Source organism: Pseudomonas sp. 2995-1, from assembly GCF_002742505.1.
In the GTDB taxonomy this organism is placed as follows: Bacteria; Pseudomonadota; Gammaproteobacteria; order Pseudomonadales; family Pseudomonadaceae; genus Aquipseudomonas; species Aquipseudomonas sivasensis.
Genome location: NZ_LJSA01000438.1, coordinates 49314 through 73924 on the forward strand (window position 1 = coordinate 49314; position 24611 = coordinate 73924).

Annotated in this window: 32 protein-coding genes and 1 pseudogene; 16 read left to right on the plus strand and 17 right to left on the minus strand. The window is 56.9% G+C overall.

The window, feature by feature from the left end; translation table 11 throughout:
• Positions 1-94: 94 nt before the first annotated feature.
• The 3 genes from AOA61_RS23690 to AOA61_RS23700 all read right to left on the minus strand — a co-directional run bounded on the left by AOA61_RS23690 (position 95) and on the right by AOA61_RS23700 (position 2986).
• The gene (locus tag AOA61_RS23690) at positions 95-616 is read right to left on the minus strand and encodes an AAA family ATPase (protein ID WP_032891135.1); all 522 of its coding nucleotides are present in this window, start codon (positions 614-616) and stop codon (positions 95-97) included.
• Entirely contained in the window at positions 613-1176 is a 564-nt protein-coding gene (gene pnuC, locus AOA61_RS23695; protein WP_032891136.1) for a nicotinamide riboside transporter PnuC, read from the minus strand. Before pnuC ends, AOA61_RS23690 begins: the two co-directional genes overlap by 4 nt.
• A gap of 175 nt (positions 1177-1351) precedes the next feature.
• Positions 1352-2986 carry a methyl-accepting chemotaxis protein gene (locus AOA61_RS23700; RefSeq protein ID WP_099602838.1) on the minus strand — a complete coding sequence of 545 codons (1635 nt, stop codon included), beginning with the start codon at positions 2984-2986 and terminating at the stop codon, positions 1352-1354.
• A gap of 232 nt (positions 2987-3218) precedes the next feature.
• On the opposite strand from AOA61_RS23700, the gene AOA61_RS23705 reads away from it, so the two are divergent.
• Together AOA61_RS23705 and AOA61_RS23710 are read left to right on the plus strand one after the other, a co-directional pair.
• Positions 3219-4049, plus strand: coding sequence for an undecaprenyl-diphosphate phosphatase (locus AOA61_RS23705; protein WP_032891138.1), 831 nt, complete (start codon positions 3219-3221; stop codon positions 4047-4049).
• Positions 4046-4429 carry a DUF1294 domain-containing protein gene (locus AOA61_RS23710; protein ID WP_099602861.1) on the plus strand — a complete coding sequence of 128 codons (384 nt, stop codon included), beginning with the start codon at positions 4046-4048 and terminating at the stop codon, positions 4427-4429. Before AOA61_RS23705 ends, AOA61_RS23710 begins: the two co-directional genes overlap by 4 nt.
• Here the strand turns inward: AOA61_RS23710 and AOA61_RS23715 are convergent.
• On the minus strand, positions 4418-4774 hold the full coding sequence (locus AOA61_RS23715) for an MmcQ/YjbR family DNA-binding protein (protein ID WP_012723994.1): 357 nt from the start codon (positions 4772-4774) through the stop codon (positions 4418-4420). The genes AOA61_RS23710 and AOA61_RS23715 overlap by 12 nt on opposite strands.
• A complete protein-coding gene (locus AOA61_RS23720; RefSeq protein ID WP_099602839.1) occupies positions 4771-5679 on the minus strand; it encodes a LysR substrate-binding domain-containing protein in 909 nt (302 codons plus the stop codon). Before AOA61_RS23720 ends, AOA61_RS23715 begins: the two co-directional genes overlap by 4 nt.
• Positions 5680-5804: 125 nt before the next feature.
• On the opposite strand from AOA61_RS23720, the gene AOA61_RS23725 reads away from it, so the two are divergent.
• Both AOA61_RS23725 and AOA61_RS23730 read left to right on the plus strand, forming a co-directional pair.
• Complete coding sequence (locus AOA61_RS23725; RefSeq protein WP_032891140.1) at positions 5805-6416, plus strand: FMN-dependent NADH-azoreductase; 612 nt, start codon at positions 5805-5807, stop codon at positions 6414-6416.
• 211 nt (positions 6417-6627) lie between these two features.
• Positions 6628-7665 (plus strand): dienelactone hydrolase, encoded by a 1038-nt coding sequence (locus AOA61_RS23730; protein WP_032891141.1) that lies wholly within the window; start codon positions 6628-6630, stop codon positions 7663-7665.
• On the opposite strand, the gene AOA61_RS23735 is transcribed toward AOA61_RS23730, so the two are convergent.
• The 9 genes from AOA61_RS23735 to AOA61_RS23775 form a co-directional block, all read right to left on the minus strand.
• Positions 7659-8834: an MFS transporter gene (locus AOA61_RS23735; RefSeq protein WP_099602840.1), complete on the minus strand. Its 1176-nt coding sequence runs from the start codon at positions 8832-8834 to the stop codon at positions 7659-7661. The two genes, AOA61_RS23730 and AOA61_RS23735, sit on opposite strands and share 7 nt — an antisense overlap.
• A gap of 158 nt (positions 8835-8992) precedes the next feature.
• Complete coding sequence (locus AOA61_RS23740) at positions 8993-10579, minus strand: ABC-F family ATPase (RefSeq protein WP_081797888.1); 1587 nt, start codon at positions 10577-10579, stop codon at positions 8993-8995.
• A gap of 20 nt (positions 10580-10599) precedes the next feature.
• Entirely contained in the window at positions 10600-11793 is a 1194-nt protein-coding gene (locus tag AOA61_RS23745) for a tyrosine-type recombinase/integrase (RefSeq protein WP_099602841.1), read from the minus strand.
• 260 nt (positions 11794-12053) lie between these two features.
• Positions 12054-12239 (minus strand): hypothetical protein, encoded by a 186-nt coding sequence (locus AOA61_RS23750; RefSeq protein ID WP_099602842.1) that lies wholly within the window; start codon positions 12237-12239, stop codon positions 12054-12056.
• 59 nt (positions 12240-12298) lie between these two features.
• Entirely contained in the window at positions 12299-12778 is a 480-nt protein-coding gene (locus AOA61_RS23755) for a class I SAM-dependent methyltransferase (RefSeq protein WP_099602843.1), read from the minus strand.
• Between the two features lie 49 nt (positions 12779-12827).
• Complete coding sequence (locus tag AOA61_RS23760; RefSeq protein ID WP_068936817.1) at positions 12828-13157, minus strand: hypothetical protein; 330 nt, start codon at positions 13155-13157, stop codon at positions 12828-12830.
• An 80-nt stretch (positions 13158-13237) separates the two neighbouring features.
• Positions 13238-13861 (minus strand): hypothetical protein, encoded by a 624-nt coding sequence (locus tag AOA61_RS23765; protein ID WP_099602844.1) that lies wholly within the window; start codon positions 13859-13861, stop codon positions 13238-13240.
• Positions 13858-14169: a DUF4406 domain-containing protein gene (locus AOA61_RS23770; RefSeq protein WP_099601539.1), complete on the minus strand. Its 312-nt coding sequence runs from the start codon at positions 14167-14169 to the stop codon at positions 13858-13860. The genes AOA61_RS23765 and AOA61_RS23770 overlap by 4 nt, the downstream gene beginning before the upstream one ends.
• Entirely contained in the window at positions 14166-14597 is a 432-nt protein-coding gene (locus AOA61_RS23775) for a hypothetical protein (protein WP_099602845.1), read from the minus strand. Before AOA61_RS23775 ends, AOA61_RS23770 begins: the two co-directional genes overlap by 4 nt.
• 99 nt (positions 14598-14696) lie before the next feature.
• On the opposite strand from AOA61_RS23775, the gene AOA61_RS23780 reads away from it, so the two are divergent.
• From AOA61_RS23780 to AOA61_RS23795, 3 genes are all read left to right on the plus strand, one after another.
• Positions 14697-15413 carry a hypothetical protein gene (locus tag AOA61_RS23780; RefSeq protein ID WP_099602846.1) on the plus strand — a complete coding sequence of 239 codons (717 nt, stop codon included), beginning with the start codon at positions 14697-14699 and terminating at the stop codon, positions 15411-15413.
• 149 nt (positions 15414-15562) lie between these two features.
• Positions 15563-15748, plus strand: a complete 186-nt coding sequence (locus AOA61_RS23785) for a hypothetical protein (RefSeq protein WP_099602847.1) — start codon at positions 15563-15565, stop codon at positions 15746-15748.
• A gap of 410 nt (positions 15749-16158) precedes the next feature.
• Entirely contained in the window at positions 16159-16416 is a 258-nt protein-coding gene (locus AOA61_RS23795; RefSeq protein ID WP_068936809.1) for a hypothetical protein, read from the plus strand.
• A gap of 39 nt (positions 16417-16455) precedes the next feature.
• Here AOA61_RS23795 and yejK read toward each other — a convergent pair whose 3' ends face one another.
• Complete coding sequence (yejK, locus tag AOA61_RS23800; protein WP_099602848.1) at positions 16456-17463, minus strand: nucleoid-associated protein YejK; 1008 nt, start codon at positions 17461-17463, stop codon at positions 16456-16458.
• 118 nt (positions 17464-17581) lie between these two features.
• Between yejK and AOA61_RS23805 the strand changes: the two genes are divergently transcribed.
• Positions 17582-18016 (plus strand): hypothetical protein, encoded by a 435-nt coding sequence (locus AOA61_RS23805; RefSeq protein ID WP_099602849.1) that lies wholly within the window; start codon positions 17582-17584, stop codon positions 18014-18016.
• Here AOA61_RS23805 and AOA61_RS23810 read toward each other — a convergent pair.
• Both AOA61_RS23810 and AOA61_RS23815 read right to left on the minus strand, forming a co-directional pair.
• A complete protein-coding gene (locus tag AOA61_RS23810) occupies positions 18009-18338 on the minus strand; it encodes a hypothetical protein (RefSeq protein WP_099602850.1) in 330 nt (109 codons plus the stop codon). The genes AOA61_RS23805 and AOA61_RS23810 overlap by 8 nt on opposite strands.
• A 204-nt stretch (positions 18339-18542) precedes the next feature.
• On the minus strand, positions 18543-20318 hold the full coding sequence (locus AOA61_RS23815; RefSeq protein WP_099602851.1) for a GGDEF and EAL domain-containing protein: 1776 nt from the start codon (positions 20316-20318) through the stop codon (positions 18543-18545).
• Positions 20319-20703: 385 nt separating this feature from the next.
• On the opposite strand from AOA61_RS23815, the gene AOA61_RS23820 reads away from it, so the two are divergent.
• The 8 genes and pseudogenes from AOA61_RS23820 to AOA61_RS23860 all read left to right on the plus strand — a co-directional run bounded on the left by AOA61_RS23820 (position 20704) and on the right by AOA61_RS23860 (position 24561).
• The gene (locus AOA61_RS23820; RefSeq protein ID WP_099602852.1) at positions 20704-20937 is read left to right on the plus strand and encodes a hypothetical protein; all 234 of its coding nucleotides are present in this window, start codon (positions 20704-20706) and stop codon (positions 20935-20937) included.
• Between the two features lie 132 nt (positions 20938-21069).
• On the plus strand, positions 21070-21267 hold the full coding sequence (locus AOA61_RS23825; protein WP_099602853.1) for a hypothetical protein: 198 nt from the start codon (positions 21070-21072) through the stop codon (positions 21265-21267).
• A gap of 649 nt (positions 21268-21916) precedes the next feature.
• A complete protein-coding gene (locus AOA61_RS23835; RefSeq protein WP_032891196.1) occupies positions 21917-22249 on the plus strand; it encodes a phage holin, lambda family in 333 nt (110 codons plus the stop codon).
• 49 nt (positions 22250-22298) lie between these two features.
• Positions 22299-22490, plus strand: a complete 192-nt coding sequence (locus tag AOA61_RS23840) for a hypothetical protein (RefSeq protein ID WP_032891197.1) — start codon at positions 22299-22301, stop codon at positions 22488-22490.
• Complete coding sequence (locus AOA61_RS23845; protein WP_099602855.1) at positions 22487-22738, plus strand: hypothetical protein; 252 nt, start codon at positions 22487-22489, stop codon at positions 22736-22738. Before AOA61_RS23840 ends, AOA61_RS23845 begins: the two co-directional genes overlap by 4 nt.
• 333 nt (positions 22739-23071) lie before the next feature.
• On the plus strand, positions 23072-23704 hold the full coding sequence (locus AOA61_RS23855) for a putative metallopeptidase (protein ID WP_099602857.1): 633 nt from the start codon (positions 23072-23074) through the stop codon (positions 23702-23704).
• Positions 23704-23853 (plus strand): annotated as a pseudogene (locus tag AOA61_RS32390) (NUMOD4 domain-containing protein); the annotation flags it as partial. The gene AOA61_RS23855 and the pseudogene AOA61_RS32390, both read left to right, overlap by 1 nt.
• A complete protein-coding gene (locus AOA61_RS23860) occupies positions 23848-24561 on the plus strand; it encodes an HNH endonuclease (RefSeq protein WP_256583485.1) in 714 nt (237 codons plus the stop codon). The pseudogene AOA61_RS32390 and the gene AOA61_RS23860, both read left to right, overlap by 6 nt.
• Positions 24562-24611: the final 50 nt, after the last annotated feature.

Consider the following 24611-nt stretch of genomic DNA (forward strand, 5'->3'; position numbering starts at 1 on the left):
AACAAACACCGCGGTCTGCCAGGCAGATCGCGGTGTTTGTTTTTGGGCGGCTTCGCCACCCGGTTCGCGCGATGCGACGATTCGACAAGCTCGCTCACTGCAACAGCTGTTTTACCGCAGCAAACGCGGCTTTGCAGCGTTCCTCCCAATTCCCGCGAATCACCACCACCGGCTGTTGATGCTGATGCATCCAGTCCAGGCTTTGCTGGAAAAACGCGCGACGATCCTCCAGTTCCGGCTGGCAGCGTTGGCCATCGGCCGTCCACTCCACATCTTCGGGGGAGAGCAACAGGTGCAGGTCGTAATGACGTGCCAACAACTCATCGTCGAGCCACGCCGGGTAGTCGCCGAACAGGGTCTGGCTCCACAGCTTGTTGGTGAGCAGATGGGTGTCGAGAACCAGTAGGCGAGGTTGTTCGGCGCGGGCCGCGTCTTCCCAGGCCAGTTGGCCGTGGGCGATGGCCGGGATATCCGCCAGGCAGGTATCGCGCTGATGGTGATCAATGAAATAGCGCACATACTCGCCGACCATCAACCCACCAAAGTGCGCGTGCAACTGCGCTGCGAGCCAGCTTTTGCCGCTGGATTCAGGCCCCGCCAAAACCACTACTTTCATGTGCGCAACGCCGGATCGGCGCGCCATTCACGCCAGCCCTGCACGGCGATCACGGTGAACAAGGCATAGAGCCCGGCGGTGAGGTACAGGCCTTTATAGAGGAACAGCCCGACGAAGATCACATCCACGGCAATCCACAACGGCCAGCATTGCACGCGTTTCTGCGCCATCCACATTTGCGCCACCAGGCTGAAGCCGGTGAGGGCCGCGTCGAGCCAGGGTTGCGCAGCATCGGTCCAGTGGGCCATGGCGGCACCGAGCAGCAGGCTGCCCACCGCGCCGATCGCGAGGCTGGTCATGATTGCCGGCACCCCCAGGCTCGTGACCTGGCGGCCTTGCTTGACCTCGCCCGCGCGGGTCCACTGCCACCAGCCATAGACTTGCAGCGCGGCGTAGACCACCTGCAGCAGCATGTCGGAATAGAGTTTCACGTCGTAGAACACCCAGGTGTACAGCAACACCATCACCAGCCCGATGGGCCAGCACCATGGGTTTTGCTTGACCGTCAGCCAGACAGCGATCACCCCCAGGGCAGCGGCGAACAGTTCAAGCCCGGACATGGCGGTTCCTTGGGGGAGTGGGAGAGGGCGGGGATTGTAACCACAGGCCAGCAATCTTCAAAACACAGTAGGGCAAATGTAGGAGGGGGCTTGCCCCGATAGCGAGAGGTCAGTTGCACCTATGCAGACTGATATATCGCCATCGGGGGCAAGCCCCCCTACATTTGGAGCAGTGTTAGACCTTGAACTGGCGCAAGAGGCCGTCGAGCTGCTCGCTCAACCCGCGCAAATGCGCGCTGGCCACACTGGACTGTTCCGCTGCCAGTGCCGTGCTGTGGGACAAGCCCGCCGCCTGGGTGACGTTCTGGTTGATGTCTTCCACCACATGGGCCTGTTGCAGGGTGGCACTGGCGATGGACGCGTTCAGGCCGTTGAGGTTGTGCAAGGCCTGCCCAATCGCAGTGAGGCTGGCACCGGCCTGACCTGCCTGCTCAATGGTCAGTTGGGAGGCGCTGTGGCTGTCGCTGATCACCTTGACCGCCGCTTCCGAGTGTCCTTGCAGGCGCTCGATCATCACCTGGATTTCGGCGGTGGACTTTTGCGTGCGTTGGGCGAGCAGGCGCACTTCGTCGGCCACCACCGCAAACCCTCGGCCTTGCTCCCCGGCGCGAGCTGCTTCGATGGCAGCGTTCAGCGCCAGCAGGTTGGTTTGGTCGGCGATGGAGCGGATCACTTCCAGCACGCCACCGATCTGGGTGCTTTCGCTGGACAGCGTGCGGATCACTTCCACCGCCTGGCTGATGGTGCTGGAGAGTTGGTCGATCTGTTGCAGGCTGCTGTCGATATTGAGCTGGCCTTGGTGCGCCTGGGCCTGGGCATCGCGCATTTCGCTGGCGGCATGTTCCGCGTTCTTGGCCACGTCCTGCACGCCGTAGGTGACTTCGTTGATGGCAGTGGCCACCAGCTCCATCTGCTGCGACTGCTGCTGGCTGCGGTCATGGGCCGAGCTGGCGTTGTTGCCCAAGTCGGTAGAGGACTGGCCCAGGGCGTTCGCGCACACCTGCAACTGGCTTACCACCTGACGCAGCTTGGCGGTGAAACTGTTGAAGTGCTGGGACAGTTGGGTGATTTCGTCACGGCCGTGGGTGTCGAGGCTGCGGGTCAGGTCGCTTTCACCGCTGGCGATATTGCCCATGGCATTCACCGCCGCCTGCAACGGGCGCACGATGCTGCGCGCAATCAGCGACACCAGCAGACCCATCACCAGCGCAATGCCCAGGCCGATCATGGAGGCTTTCCACACTTGGCCGCTGAACTCGGCCTGCACGTCGTCCACATAGACGCCGGAGCCGATAATCCAGCCCCAGGGTTCGAACAGCTGGATATAGGAAGTCTTGGCCACGGGTGCCTGTGCGCCGGGCTTGGGCCAGCGATAGTTGACGATCCCGGCGCCCTTGGCTTTTGCCAGGCTGACGAACTCGTTGAACACGGCAAACCCATCGGGATCGCGGATAGCCGAAAGGTTCTGGCCATCGAGCTTGGGGTTGGCCGGGTGCATGATCATCACGGGCGTGAGGTCGTTGATCCAGAAATAGTCGTCATGGTCGTAACGCAACCCCCGTACCGCGCTCAGGGCTTGTTTCTGGGCGGCGTCACGGGTCATCACACCGGTGGTTTCCAGGCCGTGATAGAACGTCAGGATCCCGCTGGCGGTCTGGACCACGTGTTGGGTCTGTTGGCGTTTGGCTTGGTAAAGGTCGTCATGGATCTGCTTGAGCATCAGCAAACCCAGGGCCAGCAGCATCAGCACGGCGACTATCAGGATCAGCCATAGGCGTCGGCTGATCGACATATTGCGCAAACTGTTCATCGTCCTGTCACTCCGGGCTTTTTATAATTGTGGGCGTCGCATCGACTTTTACGCCTTGTCTGATAGGCTTTCGGCCCGTAATCGAAAAACCTGAGTACTGCCTGATTTTCACAGAATTTTTGCAGACTGGTGTTGATCATCATCAACACTGGGCCTTCAGCGCGCTCGTCGTCAGTGAACCATTAAAAAAGACTAACAAGGCGTGCCATAGCGCATGACCTTTGGGGGAAGCATGGATTTTTGGACCGCCATTCAGGCATTGATTCTCGGCGTAGTGGAGGGTTTGACGGAGTTCCTGCCGATCTCCAGTACCGGCCACCAGATCATCGTTGCCGACTTGCTCGATTTCGGCGGTGAACGTGCGATGGCCTTCAACATCATTATTCAGCTCGGCGCCATTTTGGCGGTGGTCTGGGAGTTTCGGCGCAAGATTCTCGACGTTGTCACCGGCTTGCCAACCCAGCGCAATGCGCAGCGTTTCACGATCAACCTGCTGATCGCGTTCCTGCCGGCCGTGGTCCTTGGGGTGATTTTCGCCGACTTGATTCACCACTACCTGTTCAACCCGATCACTGTCGCCACAGCGCTGGTCGTGGGCGGCGTCATCATGCTGTGGGCCGAGCGCCGCGAGCATGAAGTGCATGCCGAGACCGTCGACGACATCACCTGGAAAGATGCACTCAAGGTAGGCTTTGCCCAGTGCCTGGCGATGATCCCGGGCACTTCGCGCTCCGGCTCGACCATCATCGGCGGCCTGCTGTTCGGCCTGTCGCGCAAGACTGCTACCGAGTTCTCGTTCTTCCTCGCCATGCCGACCATGGTCGGTGCTGCGGTGTACTCGGGCTACAAGTACCGCGACCTGTTCCAGCCAGCGGACCTGCCGGTCTTTGCTATTGGGTTTATCACCTCGTTCATCTTCGCGATGATCGCGGTCAAGGGCCTGCTCAAGTTCATCGCCAGCCATAGCTACGCGGCGTTTGCCTGGTACCGCATCGGGTTTGGCCTACTGATCCTGGCGACTTGGCAGTTCGGTTGGATCGACTGGGCGGCGGCAACGGCATGATCATCCAGCCCCCGCGCTTGAAGGCGGCGATCTTTGTGCTGCTGTGCGCCGCGCCGCTGTTGGGGTCGGTGCTGGTGTGGCAGCGCGGCGAAACCGTGATCCCGCTGGTGGCCTATGGCGTGGTCAGCGTGATCGCGTTTTTCCTGTACTGGAGTGATAAACGCAAGGCGCGCACCGACAGCTGGCGCACCCCGGAAAACATCCTGCACGCCGTTGAGTTGGCCGGCGGTTGGCCCGGGGCGTTGATTGCTCAGCAGGTGTTCCGGCACAAGACGCGCAAGGTGTCTTTCCAGGTGCTGTTCTGGGTGATTGTGCTGTTGCACCAAGTGTTCTGGTTGGACCAGTTGTTCCTTGGCGGCACGTTACTGTCAGTCCTCTAGCAACAAACCAATCTGCGTGCGCTTGGGTAGCTTGCTCACCACCAGTTGGTGGGAGCGCTGCAACAAGCCACGCAGTTCCTCGGCGCCCAGCGGGTAGGGCGTGTTCATGATGATCCACTGCGCACGCGCCAGGTATGGCGCGGGGTGGATACCGGGGCGGTCCACGTGGCCGAGAAACAGTTCCTTGTCGACCTTGAACGCCAACGAGTCGCCGCGCAGGTTTTGCAGGGCGAACATCTTGTTGCCGGCAATCGAGAACACTCGCACGCCGCCCCATTTGTAGTCCTCCCGCGCGCCGGGCAGGCTCAGGCAAAAGGTGGCGACTTGCGCTTCGGTCATCTTCATAGCAGGCGGTCTCCGCAGCTTTTAAAGCCTTCTTCCAGGTAATCGATCCAGGCACGAATGGCCGGCAGCACACCGCGCCGGTGTGGGTAGACGGCCTGCAACCAACCGCCGGGCAGTGACCATTCCGGCAGCAGTTGCACCAAGTGGCCGTTGGCCAATTCTTCCTCGCAGTACATCATTGGCAGCACGGTAAAGCCCAGGCCCATGATGGCGCTGGCCTTGCGCACGTTGAAGTCATCAACGCCCAGGCGTGCTTCCATGATCAGGTCGTGGGGGTTGCCCTGGGGATCGAGGATGCGCTGGTGCACCATCCGGTCCGCCTCCAATGCGCCGAGTATCGGCAGCTGCTTGAGGTCATCAAGGGTGCTGATAGATCGGCCATGCACGAAGTTCGGGCTGGCAACCAGGACGGTCTGGGCCGGGCGTAGGCGCTTGGTGACCAGCAGCGGGTCTTCATCGCCTTGCTCACGCACTCGCAGCGCCACATCGATGCCTTCGGCCACGAGGTCGACTCGGCGGTTAACCAAGGTCATTTCCAACTGCACCTGAGGATGTGCTGCCAGAAACCCGGCGACCACGTCCGGCATCATGTTCTGTGCCAGCCCCACCGGGCACGTCACCCGCAGACGTCCACGGGGTTCGCTGGACATGCTGGCCACGGCCTCATCGGCCATCTCGGCTTCCAGCAGCATCGCTTGGCAGTGGCGCAGGTAGCGTTCGCCGACGGCGGTGAGGGTCAACTGGCGCGTGGTGCGTTGTAGCAGGCGTGCGCCCAGGCGCTCTTCGAGCTCGGCAATGCGCCGCGACAACCGTGACTTGGGGATGCCCAGCAGCCGACCGGCGGCTGCGAAACCGCCGGCTTCGACGACTTTGGCAAAATAATAGAGGTCGTTGAGATCTTGCATGGTGAGCCTATTGTCCTGTCAGTGGGACAAACTATCGCATTACAGGCGGCTTATCGACTATTCGTTTCATGCGTAGCATCACCGCCATCTGATCGCCCTAGTCGATCCCACCTCGGAGATCCATCATGAAACTGTTGCATATCGATTCCAGCATCCTCGGCGACAACTCGGCTTCCCGTCAGCTCAGCGCTGGTGTGGTTAAAGCCTGGCAAGCGGCTGAGCCGAGTGTGGAAGTGACTTACCGCGACCTGGCCAGCGACGCCATCAACCACTTCTCCGGCGCCACCCTGGGTGCGTTGGGCACGGCCGCTGAACTGCGCGACGCTGCGCAAAAACACGAAGCTGAACTGAGCGCTTCGTCCCTGGCTGAATTCCTCGCTGCCGACGCCATTGTGGTCGGTGCGCCGATGTACAACTTCACTATCCCGACCCAACTGAAAGCCTGGATCGACCGTATCGCGGTCGCTGGTCAGACTTTCCGTTACACCGAAGCCGGTCCGGAAGGCCTGTGCGGCAACAAGAAAGTCATCATCGTTTCCACTGCCGGCGGCCTGCATGCCGGTCAAGCGTCGGGCGCTGCCCATGAAGGCTACCTGAAACTGCTGTTCGGCTTCCTCGGCATCACCAACATCGAAATCGTGCGGGCCGAAGGCCTGGCCTATGGTGATGAAGTGCGCAGCAAGTCCCTGAGCGACGCTAACGTACTGATCAACGAACAATTGTTCGCTGCCGCGTAAGGCTTTAGTAAATATCGCCTCCTCTCGGTTTCAATCTGAAGCCGAGTGTCTAAACTCTGTATTCTGATCGTCTGAACGCGACCGGAGTACGGAGTTTTTTCGTTTACCCGCTGTCTTCTTTGATGTGGCCCAGCTTGTGCAAGCATGGGGTCAATGCCCTGGACTTTTCATTCGACATGTCGGTTCTCACGCAGCAAAGGTGGACATCCCCATGATGCGTCTTTGTGCTGTTATGGTTCTTTCCCTGCTGGGCGGCCTGATTTCAGTGCACGCCGCGCCTGCGCCGCACCCCCATTGGAGCGTCGGCTTTCATCGCATGACGTTTCTCGATCCGCTCGACTTGCAACCAATGAAAGCCGTGGCGTTCTATCCGTCAACCGGCCTTGAGCACACCACGCAGCTGGGTGCCTATCACGTCGCCGCCACCGAAGACTCCAAGATCGCCATCGGCCGTTTCCCGATGCTGATGCTGTCCCATGGCAACACCGGCACGCCGCTGGCCCTGCACGACCTGGCCACGTCCCTGGCGCGCAAAGGCTTTGTGGTGGTGGCGGTGCTGCATCCTGGCGACAACTACAAGGACCATAGCCGTCTGGGCACGCTGAGCAACCTGTACGGGCGGCCGATCCAGATATCCGAAGCGATCACCGCCACCCTGGCGGATCCGATGCTGTCTCCGTTCGTCAACATCAACCAGGTGGGGGTGATCGGCTATTCCGCCGGTGGCGAAACCGCGTTGATCCTGGCTGGCGCCAAGCCGGATTTCGATCGCCTGCGCCGCTATTGCCAGGAACGCCCGGAAGACCGCGACGCCTGCACCACCAAAGGCGAGTTGGTGGTGGACCGTGACGACTTACAGCCCCAATCCGACCCGCGCATCCACGCCTTGATGCTAATGGCTCCGTTGAGCCTGATGTTCGGCCGTCACACGTTGGCCGACGTGCATGTGCCGGTGCTGCTCTACAGCGGCGACGGCGACAAGCTGGTGGCCGTGGACAAGAACGCCGCGGCACTCGCGCGCAAATTACCTGAGCCGCCGAATTTCAAGCTGCTGGCCGGGGCAGGGCACTTCGTGTTCATGGCGCCGTGCGACAGTGACCAACTGGCCGCCATGCCGGCGATCTGCACTGACGCCGATGGCGTCGACCGCGAAGGCATTCACCGCGATCTGATTTCCGAAGCCGGGCGCTTTTTCACTCGTACCCTTGGCACGTCCACCCGTGCGGGTTTGCAGACGGCTGATCAGTAAGCGCGGCGCTTGAGCAGTAAAGTCACACCCAGCGCCGTGACCGACAGCAACGCCGCACAGAAGAAGATCCAGCCGTACCCCAGGTTCAGCGCCACAAAGCCCATCAACGGCCCGGCAATCGCCAGGGCCAAGTCAAAAAACACCGCATACGCACTCAATCCCGCGCCACGGCTGCTGTTGGGCACTTGCTTGATGGCTTCCACGCCCAGCGCCGGGTACACCAGCGACAGACCAAAGCCCGTCAGTCCTGCGCCGATCAACGCCACACCGGTGGAGGGCGCCAGCCACAACAAGGTGAGACCGAGGGTCTCGATAAGCATGCAGGCGATGGCGGCGCTGAACCCGCCAAAACGACTGATCGCCGAGATAAATACCAGGCGCGACAGGATAAAGCACACGCCAAATACCGTGAGGCAGTACGCCGCGCCTTGCCAGCCACGATTGAGGTAGTAGAGGGTGATAAAGGTAGTGAGCGTGCCGTAGCCAATCGACGACAGGCACAAGCTGACCCCAAACGGCGCGATACGCCCGAACACCGCCCAGAATGGCAAGCGCTCGCCGCGCACCACCGGCACCGACGGTTTGTTGCGGATCAGCACCAGGCCCAGTGCTGCGAGTACGGTCAGGGCGATCCCCAGGCTGTTGTAGCCATACTCGGCCACCATCACCACGCCCAGCGGCGCACCGATGGCGATGGCACCGTAGGACGCAATGCCGTTCCAGGAAATCGACCGCGCCGTATGCTCGGCGCCGACCTGGCCCATGCACCAACTGATGGTGCCCACACCGATCAGACCTTGGGCCACGCCCAGCAGCAGCCGGGCGACGATCAGAATGCCCAGGCTTACGTTGGGCGTACTTTCCAGCAACGTCGCGAAGAACGTCAGCACACCGCTCACGAGAATACCCGCCAGCCCCAGCACAATCGCGCGTTTGGTCCCGACATTGTCCGACATCCGCCCGGACATGGGGCGGCTGAGCAGCGTCGCCAGGTACTGCGAACCGATGGTGATCCCGGCCACCACCGCGCTGAACCCCAATTGTTTGTGCACGTAGCCTGGGATTACCGCAATCGGCAGGCCGATGCAGATGAAGGCAATGAAGGTATAGAAGACGATCGAGACGATCTGCAGGGTGACCGACAGGGAGGAGGGGGTGGCGGTAGACATGGGCACTCGTTCGCGGGCGGGCGGTGAGGGCATCATGGCAAGGGCTCGGGGTAAAAGGAAGCAGCCTAACTACTTGGTCTGACGAACAGGCCCGCTCGCCACAACATGCAAAAAGCCCCGTCACAGTGGACGGGGCTCTTGGGTGCAGCGGGCGTTATTTAGAACACGACGCCTTGGCTACGCAGGTAGTCGTCATAGGTGCCGCTGAAGTCGATCACGCCGTCAGCGCTCAACTCGATGATTCGGGTGGCCAGGGACGATACGAACTCACGGTCGTGGCTGACGAAGATCAGCGTGCCCGGGTAGTTTTCCAGCGCCAGGTTCAGCGCTTCGATGGATTCCATGTCCAAGTGGTTGGTCGGTTCGTCCATGATCAGCACGTTCGGCTTTTGCAGGATCAACTTGCCGAACAGCATGCGACCTTGCTCACCACCGGAGATTACCTTGACCGACTTGAGGATCTCGTCGTTGGAGAACAGCATGCGGCCCAAAGTACCGCGAATCATCTGCTCGCCCTGAGTCCACTGACCCATCCAGTCGAACAGCGTCACGTCGTCTTCGAAGTCGTGAGCGTGATCCTGGGCGTAGTAGCCCAATTCTGCAGCGTCGGTCCACTTGATGGAGCCTGCGTCCGGGGTCAACTCGTTGACCAGAGTGCGCAGCAGGGTGGTCTTGCCGATACCGTTCGGACCGATGATCGCAACGCGCTCTCCCGCTTCAACCTGGAAGCTGAAATCCTTGAACAGCGGCTTGCCGTCGAAACCCTTGGCCATTTTTTCGACCATCACAGCCTGGCGGTGAAGTTTCTTGTTCTGATCGAAACGGATGAACGGGCTCACCCGGCTCGAAGGCTTGACCTCAGCGAGTTGGATCTTGTCGATCGCCTTGGCGCGGGAAGTCGCTTGCTTGGCTTTCGAGGCGTTGGCCGAGAAGCGGCTGACGAAGGATTGCAGCTCAGAGATCTGCGCTTTCTTCTTGGCGTTGTCCGACAGCAGTTGCTCGCGGGACTGGGTCGCCACGGTCATGTACTCGTCGTAGTTGCCCGGGAACAGGCGCAGCTCGCCGTAGTCCAGGTCAGCCATGTGGGTGCACACGCTGTTCAGGAAGTGACGGTCGTGAGAGATGATGATCATCAGGCTGTTACGCTGGGTCAGGATGTTTTCCAGCCAGCGGATGGTGTTGATGTCCAAGTGGTTGGTCGGTTCGTCGAGCAACAGCACTTCAGGATCGGAGAACAGCGCCTGGGCCAGCAATACACGCAGTTTCCAGCCCGGGGACACTTCGCTCATCGGGCCGAAGTGTTGTTCCAGAGGAATGCCCAGGCCCAGCAGCAGCTCGCCGGCACGGGATTCGGCGGTGTAGCCGTCCATCTCGGCGAACTCGGTTTCCAGCTCGGCCACGGCCATGCCGTCGTCTTCGCTCATTTCCGGCAGCGAGTAGATACGGTCGCGCTCGGCCTTGACCTTCCACAGCTCCTCGTGGCCCATGATCACGGTGTCGAGCACGGTGAATTCTTCGTAGGCGAACTGGTCCTGGCGCAGTTTACCCAGGCGAACGTTAGGCTCCAGCATGACCTGGCCGCCCGACGGATCGAGGTCGCCGCCGAGGATTTTCATGAAGGTCGACTTACCGCAACCGTTGGCACCGATCAAACCATACCGGTTGCCGGCGCCGAACTTGACCGAGACGTTCTCAAAGAGCGGCTTGGCGCCGAACTGCATGGTGATGTTAGCTGTGGAGATCAATTACTTTACCTATCAATAGCTTAGGGTGCGCTTATTTGAACTGGGACCAATTTGGGACCAATCTGGAGCTTTTGCATTTCGCTCCAGTCCGAGCTTGAGTTGATCCAACGCGCATAAGTCGAGAGCAGCATCTGCACACTATGGCCGAGCTGCTGGGAGATGAAGGCGGGGTTCATGCCAGACATAATGCATATTGTCGCATAGGTGTGACGACAGTTGTATGGCGGCCGACGACGGATATTCAGAGCCTTCAGGGTCGGAATCCACTGCTTGTGCAGGTCAGATGTCTGTTTCACGTACTCCGAGTTCTTTGACGGCGGGAAAATGAAAGGCGTTTCCAGCACCCTCCCTTTACCTTTTTTCCGACGCTCTGCGTATTCCCTCGCGAATTTCAGCGCATGCATGGCGCGTTCATTCAGCAAAACAAAGCGGTCTCCACCCGTTTTTGTACGCTCTACCACTTCCCCTAGGGCGATCCCACGACATACGTGGGCCGTCCTTTTCTCTTCGTCTACCGCATCCCAGCGCATTGCCAGGGCCTCGGACAGGCGCATTCCTGTAAAAAACACAAACTCAAAAAATGCCGCATAAATCGTGCTGGGCCAATGATCGTGCTCGTACATCTTGGCGATGATCAGGTTTGCCTCCTCCAAAGTGAACGGGTCAATTTCCTTCTTGCTGCGCTTGGGTAACTCCAGGATGGCCGCGGGGTTCTTCGGGATAAGCTCTTCGGACATTGCTGAGTTCAGGATGGTCGACAGCTTTGAGATCGCGTTGCGCTTCACCCCGGGGGACTTCCATTCGCTGGCTGCCATTACCCGGCGGAGCAGCGTAGTGGTGATCAGGTCGATTCGCACCAGGGCCAGGCCGGGCATCCAGTACCGGTTCAGTGCACCCTTGTAGTTCGCCTTCGTTCCACCGACCACCTCACGGCTATCAAGCCAGAGCTGGGCATACTCGCCGAAGTTGATCTTCCCCCCAGCGACGTTGCTGGAGCTGGGGAAAAGCTCGGCGTACTTATCGTCGTCGAGCAGCCCCAGCTTAATCAGGCCTTTTACTTGATCAACAACCTGTGAGGCAGACTTGATTCCTTTCTGTGTCGGGGGATAGGGGAGCGTTTCACTGCGCCGGCTGCCGTTCCACATAAAGCGGATGCGGATCGATCCGTGGTGGAGGTCCATTCCTGCGGGCAAACCCATTGGCTTTCGAGCCATTCGTAGTATCTCCGGATGCTGTACATGACGCGGCTGCCTTGCTTGTTCCAGACGCCGAGGGGGATTTGGTTGCGGGCGCGCTTTGAGCGCAGGGCGGCGAGGGTGGTACCGAGGAGCTCGGCCATCTGCGCCTCGGGCAATTTGTCGCCCGTGATCCCGTCGTTGAGTTTTTCTGATGCTGACATGGGTGGTCCTGGCCTCGCGGGGCGACGGAAAGTTGCCCACCGGTTTCCGGCAGGCATATTCAGAGGGGGGAATGGCTACATCAAGGAGGCGAGATATGCGCCTGCGATTTGCTGCCGCATATCCTGTCGCGTTTTAAGATCGATGAAGCCCAGCCGAAGCAATCTGTCTGTCCATCGGTCGTACTCGCGGAAGAAGCGATTCCTAGACTTGCGGGTTTTTACTGGGGCGATTGCGATGACTGCGTCTGCGAAATATTTCATGAGAGACTCCTTTTTGGGTGAGCCTCAATGGTTGATGTGTTGGGGCGTCGGTTTCCCGACTATTTATTTTTTTCACCCTTCATGAAGGTCATCCAGTGCGTTTTTTCGCGCTTCCCGGACTTGTGGCCAAACAACGGTTGCTCATCGGTAAGGGCAAGAATCTCGCTGACCCGGATCTGGGTTTCGTTCCACTTAAAGATAAGGAACTGGCCAGGGCGCAACACCCGGAAGCACTCGGCGAAGCCTTTGCGCAGATCGTCGCGCCAATCGTCGGTGAGGATTCCATACTTAAGCCGGAGCCAGCTTTCACGGCCGGCGCGTACCAGGTGCGGCGGATCGAACACCACCATGTTGAAGCTGGCGTCGGGGAATGGTAGGTGCCGGAAATCCATAATGACGTCGGGTTCAACCCTCAACACCCGGCCATCACACAGCACATGCTCTTCATCGCGGATGTCACCGAACAGGGCGCGCTGATCACCCTTGTCGAACCACATCATGCGGCTGGCGCTACAAGGGTCGAGGACTTGCGCATTCATGGCCTTGGCCCCTTGTAGATGAAGACGTAGGCGAACCAGAGGGTGGCGATCATGGCGTCACCTCGCGGCGTGCCCACCAGCAGACCGGACCGTCGTCGGTGTCGTGAATGGCCAGGCAGAACCAGCCTTCGCCATCAGGCCGATCAGGCTCCCAGTAGCTGCAGTCCGGGTCGCCGGCTTCGAAATAGCGCTCAGATACCGCTTCGTCGCTGTGGTATTCGAGGCTCACCATCTTCACCTGCAAGCGCTGTGCGGCTACCCAGGCCTTGCACTTATCACCGTCGCCCTCGTCGAAGTCGGGCATATCGGGATGAGCAAACATCCCGTATTCATCGCGCACGACCGGGGCTGGCTGGATCAATTTTATTTCTTCAGGCATGACTTCGTCCTTGCCGCTATAGCGGCTGACTTTGAAGGGGGAGGGGTTACAGTTTTTGCGGGTGGAGTACGGATGTACTCCTACCGGGATTTGGCTGACTCAGTCTTCACGGCGAGGCCCGATACGGCCTTGCTGTAGATGTACTTGATCTGATCCCACGGGATGGTGTGTTTCTGCCCGTACTCACCTTCACCATCGCAGATTGAGCAACCTTCGGTTGGTTCTTCAAGCTCGCAGCATTCTGGGCATTCTTTGGTGACCAGCAGCTTGAACTCGCCGAGCAGCAAGGCTTTGGCGCCGTTCTCAGCGGTAAGTTGGCGGGGCATGATGCAGTAGCCATCGGGCATCACCTCTACCGGCGCTGGCTGCTCGGCCATGGCCGATGTTTCACCGATAGCTAGGGTCGCAATCTCAAAGGGCTTTTCGTATATTGCTGACGCCTTGACCACCTCATTGAGGGCGTCCACGGCATAGGCCAACTGCGCTTCCAGATCTCGAACCCGCTTCGTTCGCCGGGAAACTGCCGCGCTGAGATCATCGATGGTTTGATCCGCCGTGGTCAGGCTCAACTGCAGGCCGTCACGCTCTGCGCTTACTCGGTGGAAATCCTCGAACTCCACATAGCGCCCATCGCTGATAGGAATCATGTCCGCGCACCCCTCATCGGTGTCGCGATCAAGGTCGTAGCGCATTATTTCGTTCATACAGCCTCCCTCGTTACCAGATCATGGGCTTTCACAACCGTCATGCCGAGGCGTTCGGCGATCAGGACTTCCAAGCGGGCGCCCTTTGAATGCTCCCAGCCGGGCAGGGTAGCCACGGTGTCGCAGTCCATCAGAGCGACGATGTCGCGGCGCATGCAGTCGTTCCAGGTGCCGCCGTCCGGGTTGACCTCGGCGGGGTTGGTGACGGTATGGCCGCCGGCGCGCAGGTTATCGGTCATTGCGGCGAAGGCCGGGAAGTTGAGGCCGGGCAGGCCGGTCATGGGGCCGCTGAGGTAGATGCGCTTCATGCGGCCTCCGCGACTGGCTGGCGAAACACCGCTAGGGCGCCGGCCTGCTCGCGCACTGCCTTCATGCCTTCCTCGTCGTAACCCCAGATGTTGCTATCGTCGAACCGCTCGGGCCCGAGGTAACCAAGATGCATTGGCTCCCCTGTGCGGATGTAATCCCGGAACCCCTCAACGAGTGACCGAAGCGTGCCGCCATGGCTGAAGCCTCGCCAGCGTCCGCCCCAGGTTGTTTTGTGCGTGAAGATCCGCCGCGCGCTGTAGTCGTCGATGAACCAGACCTTGCCGCGCTGATCCACTTCCATGCTGGCGTAGCGATCAGCGACCTGGTTGAAGAAGAAGCGCCGGCCGTGGGTGCCGATGATCCGGATCACCTGATTGACTTGGTCGGCTCGCTGCTGCTTCAGGGTGAGTTTGTTTTCTGTAGGCATGGGGAGTCCTTGCCGGGCCATGCCCGGACATCTAGATTAATTTTCAGAAATGCAGTAACTCTAAGCCGGGTGCCAACCAATATTCAGGAGCGGAAATTAATGGATCGTCATTCCGATATTTTGGAATTGCTTGATGTTGTTCGCGGGGATATAGAGCAAATATCCATAGCTTATGCTGAGGCTCGCTCTAATGAGGTTCAAGAGAATGTTCTTCGCCCAAAAATTAAGTCTTGTTTTGAGAATTTGAGGAGTTGTCTTGAATACTCCGCCCAGGATGTGTGGAGGTCATATACGAGGAAGAAAAACTCTGTCTATTTCCCTTATGGAAAAACAGAAGTTCTTTTCCTTACTAGTATAAAAAAGAATCTTCCAGCTTTACCGGAGCAGGCTCCATTGGTTTATAAGCTGATAGAGTCGATTCAGCCGTTCGTCGATGAAAGTGACTGGTTGTACGAGCTGTGCAAGCATACTAATTTTAACAAACACAACGGCCTAAGCGTCCAGGTTAGAAAAAACTCATCAAGATCTACGACTACATTTGGCAATCTTTTGCGCATTGAGGGACATGGGACTATTACTTTTGTTGGCAGTACATTTAATGGTGTTCCGATAGGGAAAGATGGAAGTCTTACAATTTCGTCTGATAGAACAGTTGCCGAAACTGTCAAGGATATCAACATCCCTGTGTCACTTTCGAGAGAGTTTGATTGGGTTAAATTTGAGATTGAAGGGTCTGCTTATGATACGTTGGAACTTATTAAGCATTCCTATTTGCGCATCTCTGATTACATTGCTCAGCTGTACAAAATTATTTAAATAAATATGCGGGCAGCTTGTAGCTCTATCTTTAAATCGTTTGCAGGAATTCCAAAGTATTCTCCGAACAGATAATTTCCTCGCCGGCTGGCGTGATTCGTAAATTGGGATGATGATTTGCACTCAGCAAAAACCTGACGGTGACTGAGATGAGCACGAAAACCGATGTGGAAGCGATACGCCTGATAGGCGATGAATTTGTGCGGCTGCTGAGCCTTCCTGATGAAGCGCTCGAAGCTGATGTGCGCCCAGGCCTTAAGCTGATCGCTGACCTGGCGAAGTGGCGTGACCTCGCCGGCCTGCCTGCTACTGAGCCGGCTGGCGTGATTCGTTAATGAGTGGGCTCATATGATTTCCCGCAGAACCAAAATCAGAAAATGAAGTCTTCATATTGGTTTGCAGCCATTAATTAAAACGGACAAAAAATCATGAGCCTAATTGACTGCCCTGAATGCTCTGCAAAAATCTCTGATAAAGCCTACTCCTGCCCCCACTGCGGAAATCCTTTTCGCGAGCCGCCATCTGGCCGCTATTTCAGCGAAAAAAACATTGGGCAGATTGCCGGGGTTACCGGCGTCTGGCTAACAGCTCCTTGGCTCGCACGGATGGTGTTTGGAGTCGTCGCTGTGATTGCGATAGCGGCAGTTTTCATAGTTCGCTCAAGCTAGAATCTAAAAATATCTGCGTCCGAGATTGATATGGGGTATTACGGGTGACCGGCATGGAGCCGGATTAAGGAGTTGTAATGCTTGCGCGCTTCATTACGGGGCTTTTGATTGGGTTCGTTGCCGGAATTATCGAGGCATTTGGGCCGTCGATGTCGAAGAAGTGGCAGAACATATCTGAACTTTTAATCGTTCTAGTGGGGCTCGCATTTATTGCTTCATCCTTCGCCTTCGGCATGATCTTCGGATTCATGGCTATCGCTGAAATCACTGCAGGCTTCTACGCATACGGAAAAGTTTTCCGGACGAAAAAAACTAGCCGGAGCCTTTCTCAGTAAGCGCCGCCCTTCGTCGGGAGTGCGGCGCTGCGGTTGGTGTCAGGCGGCTGCGCGCTTGAGCTGCTCAGTCAGTTGAGTGGGCAGTCCGCGCAGCGTCAGCGTGCCGCCGGCTTCGTCGAACTTTATCTTGTCGCCGAGTAGGTGCGCCTCGAAGCTGATCGACATACCCTCGGCGCGGCCTGTGAAGCGCCGGAATTTGTTGAGTGTCTTCTTGTCCGGCGGCAGCGCCTCGGAAATTCCGTAGTCCTTCGCCTTGATGAAGTCGTAGAAGCTCTTCGGCCGGTCTTCGTCGATCAGTCCCGACAGCTCGTCGAGGGTGATCGGCTCGCCCAGCTTGGCCTGGGCCATTGAGTAGCTAACCAGGGTGTTCATCTTCTCCCGCGCTGATTCCTCGCCCAGATCCTCGCTTTCAACGAAGTCGCTGAACGCCTTCAGCAGCGTGCGCGTTTCGCTCGGGGCGTCGATCCCCTCCTGGCAGCCGATGAAGTCGCGGAAGTAGTCGTTGAGCCGCCGACCCTGCTTGCCCTTTAGGTACGAGATGTACTGTTTCGACTGGCGGTTGGTCTGCCATTCGCTGATGTTGATGCGCGCAGCCAGACGGATGTGATCCAGGTCCAGGCGCTTCACTGTCATCAGAGCCAGTTCTTCGGTCATGGCCACCGCTTCGGTTTCCTGCACCAAGGCGATCACCAGGTAATCGGTCATGCCTTGCTGATAGTGGCAGAAGAGGGCGTGCCCACCGGTGGTAAGGTTCGACTCTTCCATCAGCTTGGTCAGGTGCTCGACAGCGGTGGTGCTGAACGCCATGAAGTCAGTGACACCGGCGAGATACTTGCCAAGCCAACCGCTGAATGGGAATGCACCTGACTCTTGATGGAAGAACCCCCAGCCCTTACCGACAGTGGCGTTGTAGCTTTCGTTGAGCTGGCTCATCAGGTCGTCGCGGGCCTGGCTTTCAACCTGCTCGGATGAGCCCAGAAACAGAACGGCCGGGCTGCCGTCGGGCTTCTTGTCGATCTTGTGGATGACGCTATGGCGTACAGGCATTTCGTTTGCTCCGGATAAGCGCCGCCCTCCGGTTACCGGATGCAGCGAGTAGGGTGGAATTTTGGAAAAGGATAAGGTATCAATCCGCACCTTGGATTTGAGCCTAGGAGGGACACTGATGCGACACGATATTTTTTGGCGTTTTATAGCGATGATTATGTTCAGCTTCACGCTGACCGGATGTATTCATTACGAGCACAAAAGTGCAGAAGGAAAATCAAGCGCCCAAATCGCTACGATCCAACAGTTCGACAAATCATTAACAATATTTAAGATCGACGACGATCAAACCCTTTATTGGTTGAGCCGCCAGAGCGAGTACCGACTGGGTGCAGGCAGGCATAAGATTCAAGTTCGTAAGTTTATTACCGCGCAACAGCAAACTGCTCCGATTGAAATGACTGTTGATCTGGTGGGCGGCCGTACCTATGGACTTTACGGAATATCATCGTTGACATGGTGGAGGTATGAAATTCGTGACGTTGAGACTGGGCAGCCAGCTGATGTCGCAGGCCCTGTTGTCAATGCAACACCTCCTGCATCGGTTAAATAGTTGGCCCGATAATCTCGTCGCCGGGGTCTTTCTGGAGGGCGAGCAGGCTTTTATTTCGGAATTCCCGCGCCACACTTTCCGTAGGTTCGAAAACGTGGCGCGGCGGATTCAGCAGCGGCTGGCACTTTGCGGCGCCCATCGCATGCAGGTGATGAATCATCAGCGTCATCGCCTCGCCCTGCTCAGTAATGCCTGACCACTCCATCAGGTCGGCCAGCGCCTGACGGGTGCCGGGCCGAACCCTGAGCCTCAGTTCCTCTTCGGCAAGTGCCATGCGTTTCCTGGCGGTTTTCGCTGATCGCTCCTGCACAGTCTTGGCCATGGCCTACCTCTTCTATTCCGCTGGCCGGCAGTGCGAGCCAGGTTTGACGTTTGCGTTGCTGGACGCGGGCTATGCGGCGCATGAAGTGCCGCCCTGGCGTGCTTTGACCCACAGCTTTGTGAGATGGGCGGGAGCTGGAAACGAGCTTCCCGCCGACAAGTTCTAATGAATTAAAAGGACTCAGTACCTGGCTCTGTAATCCGATCACATGGCCGCGTTAAAACCACCTTGCTCCAGCCATTCTTCTAGTGGTTTCGCTTTCAGGGGAGGTGTGAATAGGTATCCCTGCGCCTCTGAACACCCCCAGAGCGTGATTAGATCTAAGATACTTTTTGTCTCGACTCCCTCTGCTACGACTCGATACCCTAACCCTCTCGCAAGCTCGATTAGTGTCTCAACTAACCTCTTATCTTTTTCGTTTGTGTCCAGATTACTGATCAGTGACTGGTCTAGTTTTACCGTACTTACCGGAAGTTGCCTTAGGTATGTCCAGTTGCTGTAGCCAGTGCCGAAGTCGTCCACGGAAATATCAATGCCTAACCCACGGGCGCGCTCTAGCTGAGTAATAACTGCCTTTGGGTCTGACATGTGCATACTTTCAGTAAATTCAAGTTCTAGATTTTTTGGTAGGAGTGCACCTTCATTTATGTACTCTGTGATTTTGTTTACGAATTTTGAGTTTTCAAGATCACTGACAGTCACATTCATGGAGATTCGTAACTCAATACCTTTGCTCCTCCATACTTTCGCTTGGGAAACTACGGCATGAAGTACCCAAAAGGTAATCGAATGCATCAATGCAGTTTTCTCTGCCAATGGTATAAATTCTGCAGGGCTGATAGGTCCGAGCGTAGGGTGATTCCACCGGATCAAGGCTTCAACACTTTCACATGCTAGGCTAGGTAACCTGACTTTGGGCTGGAAAACTAGGCTCAGTTGATTTCCAGATCGAACGGCGTCAGGCAAGGAACTCAGTAGCACAAATGCTCGCTGCTGAGCTGCGTCCAACTCAGGCTGATACATTGTCCATCCCAAGTTTCGAACTCTGGCGTCGTCGGCAGCGCCTACCACCAAGCGTAGCCAGTCTCTCTCTTCTGCATCAGCGATCTTCAAAACTCCAATGCCTGGCTGCATAGGTATTGGAATTCCTTGACAATCAACCGGTTCACCAAAGTTAGAAAGAATCCCAAGGCAGAGGCGCTCGACCGGCTCGCCAGCTTTCAAAAGAAACCCAAAACGTGTGGGGCTAATTTTGTAAAGAAGATAATCTTTAGGTAGTAAAGACTGAAGTCGAGTCTTTACGTCGAGCATTAATTTTTGAGAGAAGCTGTAACCAAGTGCTTTTACTACGTCATTCAAAAATTTCGGCGATATTACGTCCACCGCAAAAAGGTAATGCTGAATGCCGCTGGAGCTTGCCAGGCGGATATCTTCTTCCAATCTAAGTCGATTGAAAAGTCCAGTAGGCTGATCAATAAAATTCCGAGACCGTAAGCCTGTGATCCTCATTACAACGATTTGAGCAAAATAAACGAGCATTCCCGCATCTCGCTTGCTCATTGGTTCTCGAGCTGAAGTATCTATTATGCATAGGCTGCCCAAGGAGAAACCATCACTTGTGAGAAGTGGTGCGCTAGCGTAGTAGCGAATGAAGGGCGGGCCGGTGACCATAGGGTTATCTTTGAAGCGCTCATCATCTCGCGCGTCCAAAACCTCTAACGGCTTTCTGTCGCGTAGCGAGTGGGCACAGAACGAAACGTCCCGTGGTGTAGTGTGTTCTTCAATCCCAATCCGAGCCCTGAACCATTGGCGGTGCTTATCGACAATAGAAATTAGCGCGATGGGAGCACTGAAGTATTCTGAAGTCATCGAAATCATTTTTTCGAAGACTTCATCGTCTTGTTCATTTTGCGGGCACAGGGCCTCAACGCGTTTTAAGCGTTCTGCTTCGTACTCAGGAAAATGGGCGTTTACGTCCATAATTAACCTCGTGTATCACGACCATATGGCTAAACGGTATCAGATCCCCTGCAGGCCTACGACTTCATTTACCTATCGCTCCAATAGGTTAGACCCGGTCACACGTATGGCGCATACGCCGGATACGACTGTTTTACCGTTCGAAAGGGTGTAGGCAGAAATTTGGAAAGCCCTGGATAGGTTTTACGGCGGAGCTACAAGCAAAATTCGGATATCCAAAAAATGTTGCACTGAGTGAGAAAATGAGAGATTATTTATTCATCCTATCGATCTTGCGCGCCAGGGAATTGCACTGCAAAGCCCGGCTAATATGTCGGGCTTTTTGTTGATCTCAGTTTGTCCAGAGTCGAAAATAGAGATTCCGACTATAAGCTGGGAGAGCGTCATGGTTTTGCGTGGCATGGCACAGATGCATGTCGACGACTTGGCGGAACGGTTCAAGAAGTTGGTTGTAGGGCAGGCTGGCAACGCGGATATTCAGTTTGCGTGGGTTGTTTTTTATCAGGGCCGAATGTTCGGGGCTTATTCAACGGCCGAGCTTGCGCTGGAGAAAATAACTGACATTGAGCACTGCATTAGCATCGACGAGGCCCCGGTCCCTCAAGCCTCAATTAACTAAAGTTTTCACTAAGCCCCGCCTACAGCGGGGCTTTTTGCTTTCCACCGTTCGTCCAGTGCTCGGCAAGCGCTGTGACCTGCCGACTACTCTGTTTATGCGCGGTTGTTTCGAGCGTTTGAACGGAGAGACAGCATGGACATTAATAAGAGTGCCCCAGGCAATATTTCGCAGCAGGAAGTGACACGCGGCACGGACAACGAAGCGGGTTACGACCCTCGTCGTGGCGAGCGCGAGATCCTGCCGCCTCAGAATGACGATCCCTCCCTCGAAGAGGATATGTCGGACGTGGACGCGGCCGATTCAGTGGCGAGCGAGCACCCCGACAACTGATTGAAATATCAATAAAAAAACCCGGAAAAAGCGCTGGGTTATTTATTCGCAAACTTTGCGTGTTAGAGCTGCGGCAGCCCCCCGCGGTTTTATCCGGCTTTATTCCAGCGGACCTGCGTTACACCCAGCTTGTCAGCAATTTTTAATATTGAGTCCCGAGACAGGCCGATCGGTATCCAATATTCAGGGCCCTCACCAGCGTGTCTTGTGGCCATGCGAATCGCAGCGTCTTCGCTGAATGTAGTTGCATTCGTATAGAAGTGCTCCGGCTCCCCATCGTGTAGATAGTGGATTTTATAGGGTACTAACTTTTTCATTGGAGCCTCTTGGCCAAAGCCATACCCAAAAAGGGTCGATCCTAAGTATCTGGAATTCAGAGAGGTCTGCCGGGATATGAGGCCGAGAGAGATGGTGGCGCCTGAACTGCGGGTGGTTCTATTTTCTTGCTGGTTAAATTATGACCGTTAGGCCTACGGTTCGTGCGCTTTACGATCAATCTATATTTTCACGGACTCGACATTGATCGGGGTCTTTTCGTTTTCGGCCCCGCCACACCCTTCGCACTGAGCAGGGAGTGCCGCCGGGGATGATTCAAATCTTCAGGTCATGGCCTGTAATATTCATAACTCCCTGACGGGGAGGAACCGAGATGTCCAATATGCCAGACAAACCAGACACCTGGGCGATAGCGCTTGCGTGGTTGAGCCAGCATTCGCCAATCCTCTATGCGGCTGCGCTGTCCTGCGCCATGGCTGTCCTGCGTATCACCTACGGTGGTGGTACACGACGCCAGATGCTGGTGGAGGGCGCTATTTGTGGCGGCCTCACCTTGACGATCATCAGCGGCCTGGACTTCTTCGGCCTGCCCCAAAGCATGGCCACCTTCGCAGGTGGATGGGTAGGCTTCCTGGGTGTGGAGAAGATCCGGTCAATTGCTGACCGCGTGACTGACTTCAAGCTGCCAGGTCGCAAGGTCGATTAATCCGCGCCACGTTTTCGGATGCGCCAAATCGTGGCGCGAGGTTTAGCAAATGAGCAACGTCAGCCGGCTGCGACACGTGCTACCAATGAGCCCGGACATCAACGCTGCGGTCGGCGCTCTCGACAAGGCTATTGCCGATGCTGTGGATGCTGCCAAGGCTGCCGGTTTGCCTCAGGGCCTGGTCGTCAGCCTGCTTCACGGGCACGCCCATGCACAGACACACCAAATGGTGACCGAATGACCGTCAAGGTACTGGAGTTCAAGCGGGAGGACTGGCGAGACGCTGCTAAAACCCTGCGCAAGATCGCCGATGACCTCGATGCCGGGGAGCATCCCGAGTGCACTGTAGGTGCCTTGACGCTGATCGGCGCGAAGGGAGAGGTGACCGTGTTCGGCCTCGGCCCCAAGTGCGACGACCTGCAATGCCTTGGTGCGATGCGCCTGGGTGAGCAGAAGCTGATTGATGTTCTGCTGACTACTGATGACTGAAGTGTGCCGCAGGTTTAGTGCGGCGGGGATGGTCCTCTACCTCTTGTTCATAATTAAAACAAGAGCTTCCACTTCAGCCCTTATGCTACTGGCTTGGCCTTGGAAGTGAATGGTGCCCCTCGGGTAGATATTAATTACAAGACCATCTGGAAATACAAACTGCAGAGCGCCAAAAGCATTTTGGACTAATCGAGTAGCTTCCGGGTAAGTAGTACCAAGATGCTGGATGAGCGTTCGCGGATCCGTGCATGACATTACCATCTGCTACTCCTTAGCCGGTTGAGCGCCATATTTGCAGTCATCCATACTTTAGTACAAATTCGGAGGTTGTCTGTGAGCAGGCCATTGCCTCCAGTTTCACTGCTGGAACTGTCTGAGCTATCCGATTTCGGTATTCGCCTTACACCGGCGCCAGAGGTGTGGGAATGGCTCCAAGCTGAGATACTTGCCGACACCGGCACCATTCACAACGAAGACCATGCCCACCTACTTGATGCAGACATCCGGGTCATGTGGGCTTCGTCGAGCTTCGAGAAGCAGGGTCGTACAGTTCTGGGCCAGGCCGAACAGGTAGCGTTCCGCGCCGGCGGCTGGCAGAAAGCACGGATGGAACAACAGATGCGTGATTGGTTCGGCGATGTGCCGGCCTTCATCATCACCTTGGCTGCTGACTACTGCGCCCAGTGCAGCGATACCGACTTCTGCACCTTGGTTGAGCATGAGCTCTATCACATCGCTCACGCCAACGATAAGTACGGCCAGCCAGCCTTCACAAAGGAAGGCGCGCCCAAGCTTGAGATGCGCGGCCACGACGTCAACGAGTTCGTTGCCATCGTTGAGCGATATGGCGTTGGCGCGCCAGATAGCGATGTTGCGCGAATGGTCGAAGCGGCCAAAAAACCACCATCCGTTAACCGGGCCTCTATAGCGAGTGCTTGCGGTACCTGCTTGATGAGGGCTGTGTAGTGGAAGAGCAGTGGAAGACGATTCAAAACTACCCGGACTACGCGGTAAGCAACCTGGGTCGAATCAAGCGCCTCACGACCAGGACGTGCGCGAAGGCAGGCACAATCTTAAAGACACCTGGCCGCAGTAAGGCTCGACCATACCTGAGTGTCGATCTCTGCTACCCGGGAGGCAAACGCACTGAGCTTGTTCATCGGCTCGTAGCGATCGCATTTCTGGGTGAGCCGCCGTTTCATGGCGCTGAGGTTAATCATATTGACGCCGACAGGGGAAACGCAGCCGTCTTCAACTTGGAATGGGTTACGTCTTCGGACAATCAACACCACTCCTATGAAGCCATTGATGCCAGTGTGCGAGAGATCATCATCGAGGTCGGCAGCAGCCTGATTCGCATGTCTCCCGTGGGTAACCCGGAGATCTGGGCGCAGAATGCTGTGGCGACGCAGTTCAACAAGGCTGTCGACGACCACAACAGCGCGCTGCGCAGCGACCCGGTGAACCTTACGAAGGGCGGGCGGCTGAAGAAGGGCCGCAAGCTCAACGACGGTATGGACCTCAAGGCGCCAGAGGGCTACGTCGGCGGCCGGTTCCGCGCGAACTGGCACATCTCGCTGGGCGTTGTCGAGAGTGTCACCTTCGACGAGGTCGACCCGAGCGGCGCAGAAACCACCGCAGCACTGGTGGCCGCAATGAGCGACTTCACCGCCGGCCAGATGGCCTACATCATCAACAACTTGCCCTACGCGATCCCGCTGGAGTTCGGCCATTCCACCCAGGCCCCCGGCGGCATGGTCCGGGTAACAGTGGCTCGCTTTCAGCAGATCGTGCTTGAGGCCATCAGGAACAACCAGGTATGAGTCACGCAATCATCGCCTCGATCTGCGAGGCAAAGCTCATCGCCTGGAAC

Coding starts and splice junctions, on each gene's coding strand:
- AOA61_RS23775 (WP_099602845.1), bottom strand. CDS start 14,597: ATGCCTACAGAAAACAAACTCACCCTGAAGCAGCAGCGAGCCGACCAA.
- AOA61_RS23735 (WP_099602840.1), bottom strand. CDS start 8,834: ATGTCTACCGCCACCCCCTCCTCCCTGTCGGTCACCCTGCAGATCGTC.
- yejK (WP_099602848.1), bottom strand. CDS start 17,463: ATGCCTGTACGCCATAGCGTCATCCACAAGATCGACAAGAAGCCCGAC.
- AOA61_RS23765 (WP_099602844.1), bottom strand. CDS start 13,861: ATGAACGAAATAATGCGCTACGACCTTGATCGCGACACCGATGAGGGG.
- pnuC (WP_032891136.1), bottom strand. CDS start 1,176: ATGTCCGGGCTTGAACTGTTCGCCGCTGCCCTGGGGGTGATCGCTGTC.
- AOA61_RS23700 (WP_099602838.1), bottom strand. CDS start 2,986: ATGAACAGTTTGCGCAATATGTCGATCAGCCGACGCCTATGGCTGATC.
- AOA61_RS23720 (WP_099602839.1), bottom strand. CDS start 5,679: ATGCAAGATCTCAACGACCTCTATTATTTTGCCAAAGTCGTCGAAGCC.
- AOA61_RS23795 (WP_068936809.1), top strand. CDS start 16,159: ATGCTTGCGCGCTTCATTACGGGGCTTTTGATTGGGTTCGTTGCCGGA.
- AOA61_RS23835 (WP_032891196.1), top strand. CDS start 21,917: ATGTCCAATATGCCAGACAAACCAGACACCTGGGCGATAGCGCTTGCG.
- AOA61_RS23755 (WP_099602843.1), bottom strand. CDS start 12,778: ATGAATGCGCAAGTCCTCGACCCTTGTAGCGCCAGCCGCATGATGTGG.
- AOA61_RS23820 (WP_099602852.1), top strand. CDS start 20,704: ATGGTTTTGCGTGGCATGGCACAGATGCATGTCGACGACTTGGCGGAA.
- AOA61_RS23750 (WP_099602842.1), bottom strand. CDS start 12,239: ATGAAATATTTCGCAGACGCAGTCATCGCAATCGCCCCAGTAAAAACC.
- AOA61_RS23805 (WP_099602849.1), top strand. CDS start 17,582: ATGCGACACGATATTTTTTGGCGTTTTATAGCGATGATTATGTTCAGC.
- AOA61_RS23815 (WP_099602851.1), bottom strand. CDS start 20,318: ATGGACGTAAACGCCCATTTTCCTGAGTACGAAGCAGAACGCTTAAAA.
- AOA61_RS23770 (WP_099601539.1), bottom strand. CDS start 14,169: ATGAAGCGCATCTACCTCAGCGGCCCCATGACCGGCCTGCCCGGCCTC.
- AOA61_RS23730 (WP_032891141.1), top strand. CDS start 6,628: ATGATGCGTCTTTGTGCTGTTATGGTTCTTTCCCTGCTGGGCGGCCTG.
- AOA61_RS23760 (WP_068936817.1), bottom strand. CDS start 13,157: ATGCCTGAAGAAATAAAATTGATCCAGCCAGCCCCGGTCGTGCGCGAT.
- AOA61_RS23705 (WP_032891138.1), top strand. CDS start 3,219: ATGGATTTTTGGACCGCCATTCAGGCATTGATTCTCGGCGTAGTGGAG.
- AOA61_RS23690 (WP_032891135.1), bottom strand. CDS start 616: ATGAAAGTAGTGGTTTTGGCGGGGCCTGAATCCAGCGGCAAAAGCTGG.
- AOA61_RS23840 (WP_032891197.1), top strand. CDS start 22,299: ATGAGCAACGTCAGCCGGCTGCGACACGTGCTACCAATGAGCCCGGAC.
- AOA61_RS23745 (WP_099602841.1), bottom strand. CDS start 11,793: ATGGCTCGAAAGCCAATGGGTTTGCCCGCAGGAATGGACCTCCACCAC.
- AOA61_RS23810 (WP_099602850.1), bottom strand. CDS start 18,338: ATGGCCAAGACTGTGCAGGAGCGATCAGCGAAAACCGCCAGGAAACGC.
- AOA61_RS23785 (WP_099602847.1), top strand. CDS start 15,563: ATGAGCACGAAAACCGATGTGGAAGCGATACGCCTGATAGGCGATGAA.
- AOA61_RS23845 (WP_099602855.1), top strand. CDS start 22,487: ATGACCGTCAAGGTACTGGAGTTCAAGCGGGAGGACTGGCGAGACGCT.
- AOA61_RS23825 (WP_099602853.1), top strand. CDS start 21,070: ATGGACATTAATAAGAGTGCCCCAGGCAATATTTCGCAGCAGGAAGTG.
- AOA61_RS23715 (WP_012723994.1), bottom strand. CDS start 4,774: ATGAAGATGACCGAAGCGCAAGTCGCCACCTTTTGCCTGAGCCTGCCC.
- AOA61_RS23710 (WP_099602861.1), top strand. CDS start 4,046: ATGATCATCCAGCCCCCGCGCTTGAAGGCGGCGATCTTTGTGCTGCTG.
- AOA61_RS23780 (WP_099602846.1), top strand. CDS start 14,697: ATGGATCGTCATTCCGATATTTTGGAATTGCTTGATGTTGTTCGCGGG.
- AOA61_RS23725 (WP_032891140.1), top strand. CDS start 5,805: ATGAAACTGTTGCATATCGATTCCAGCATCCTCGGCGACAACTCGGCT.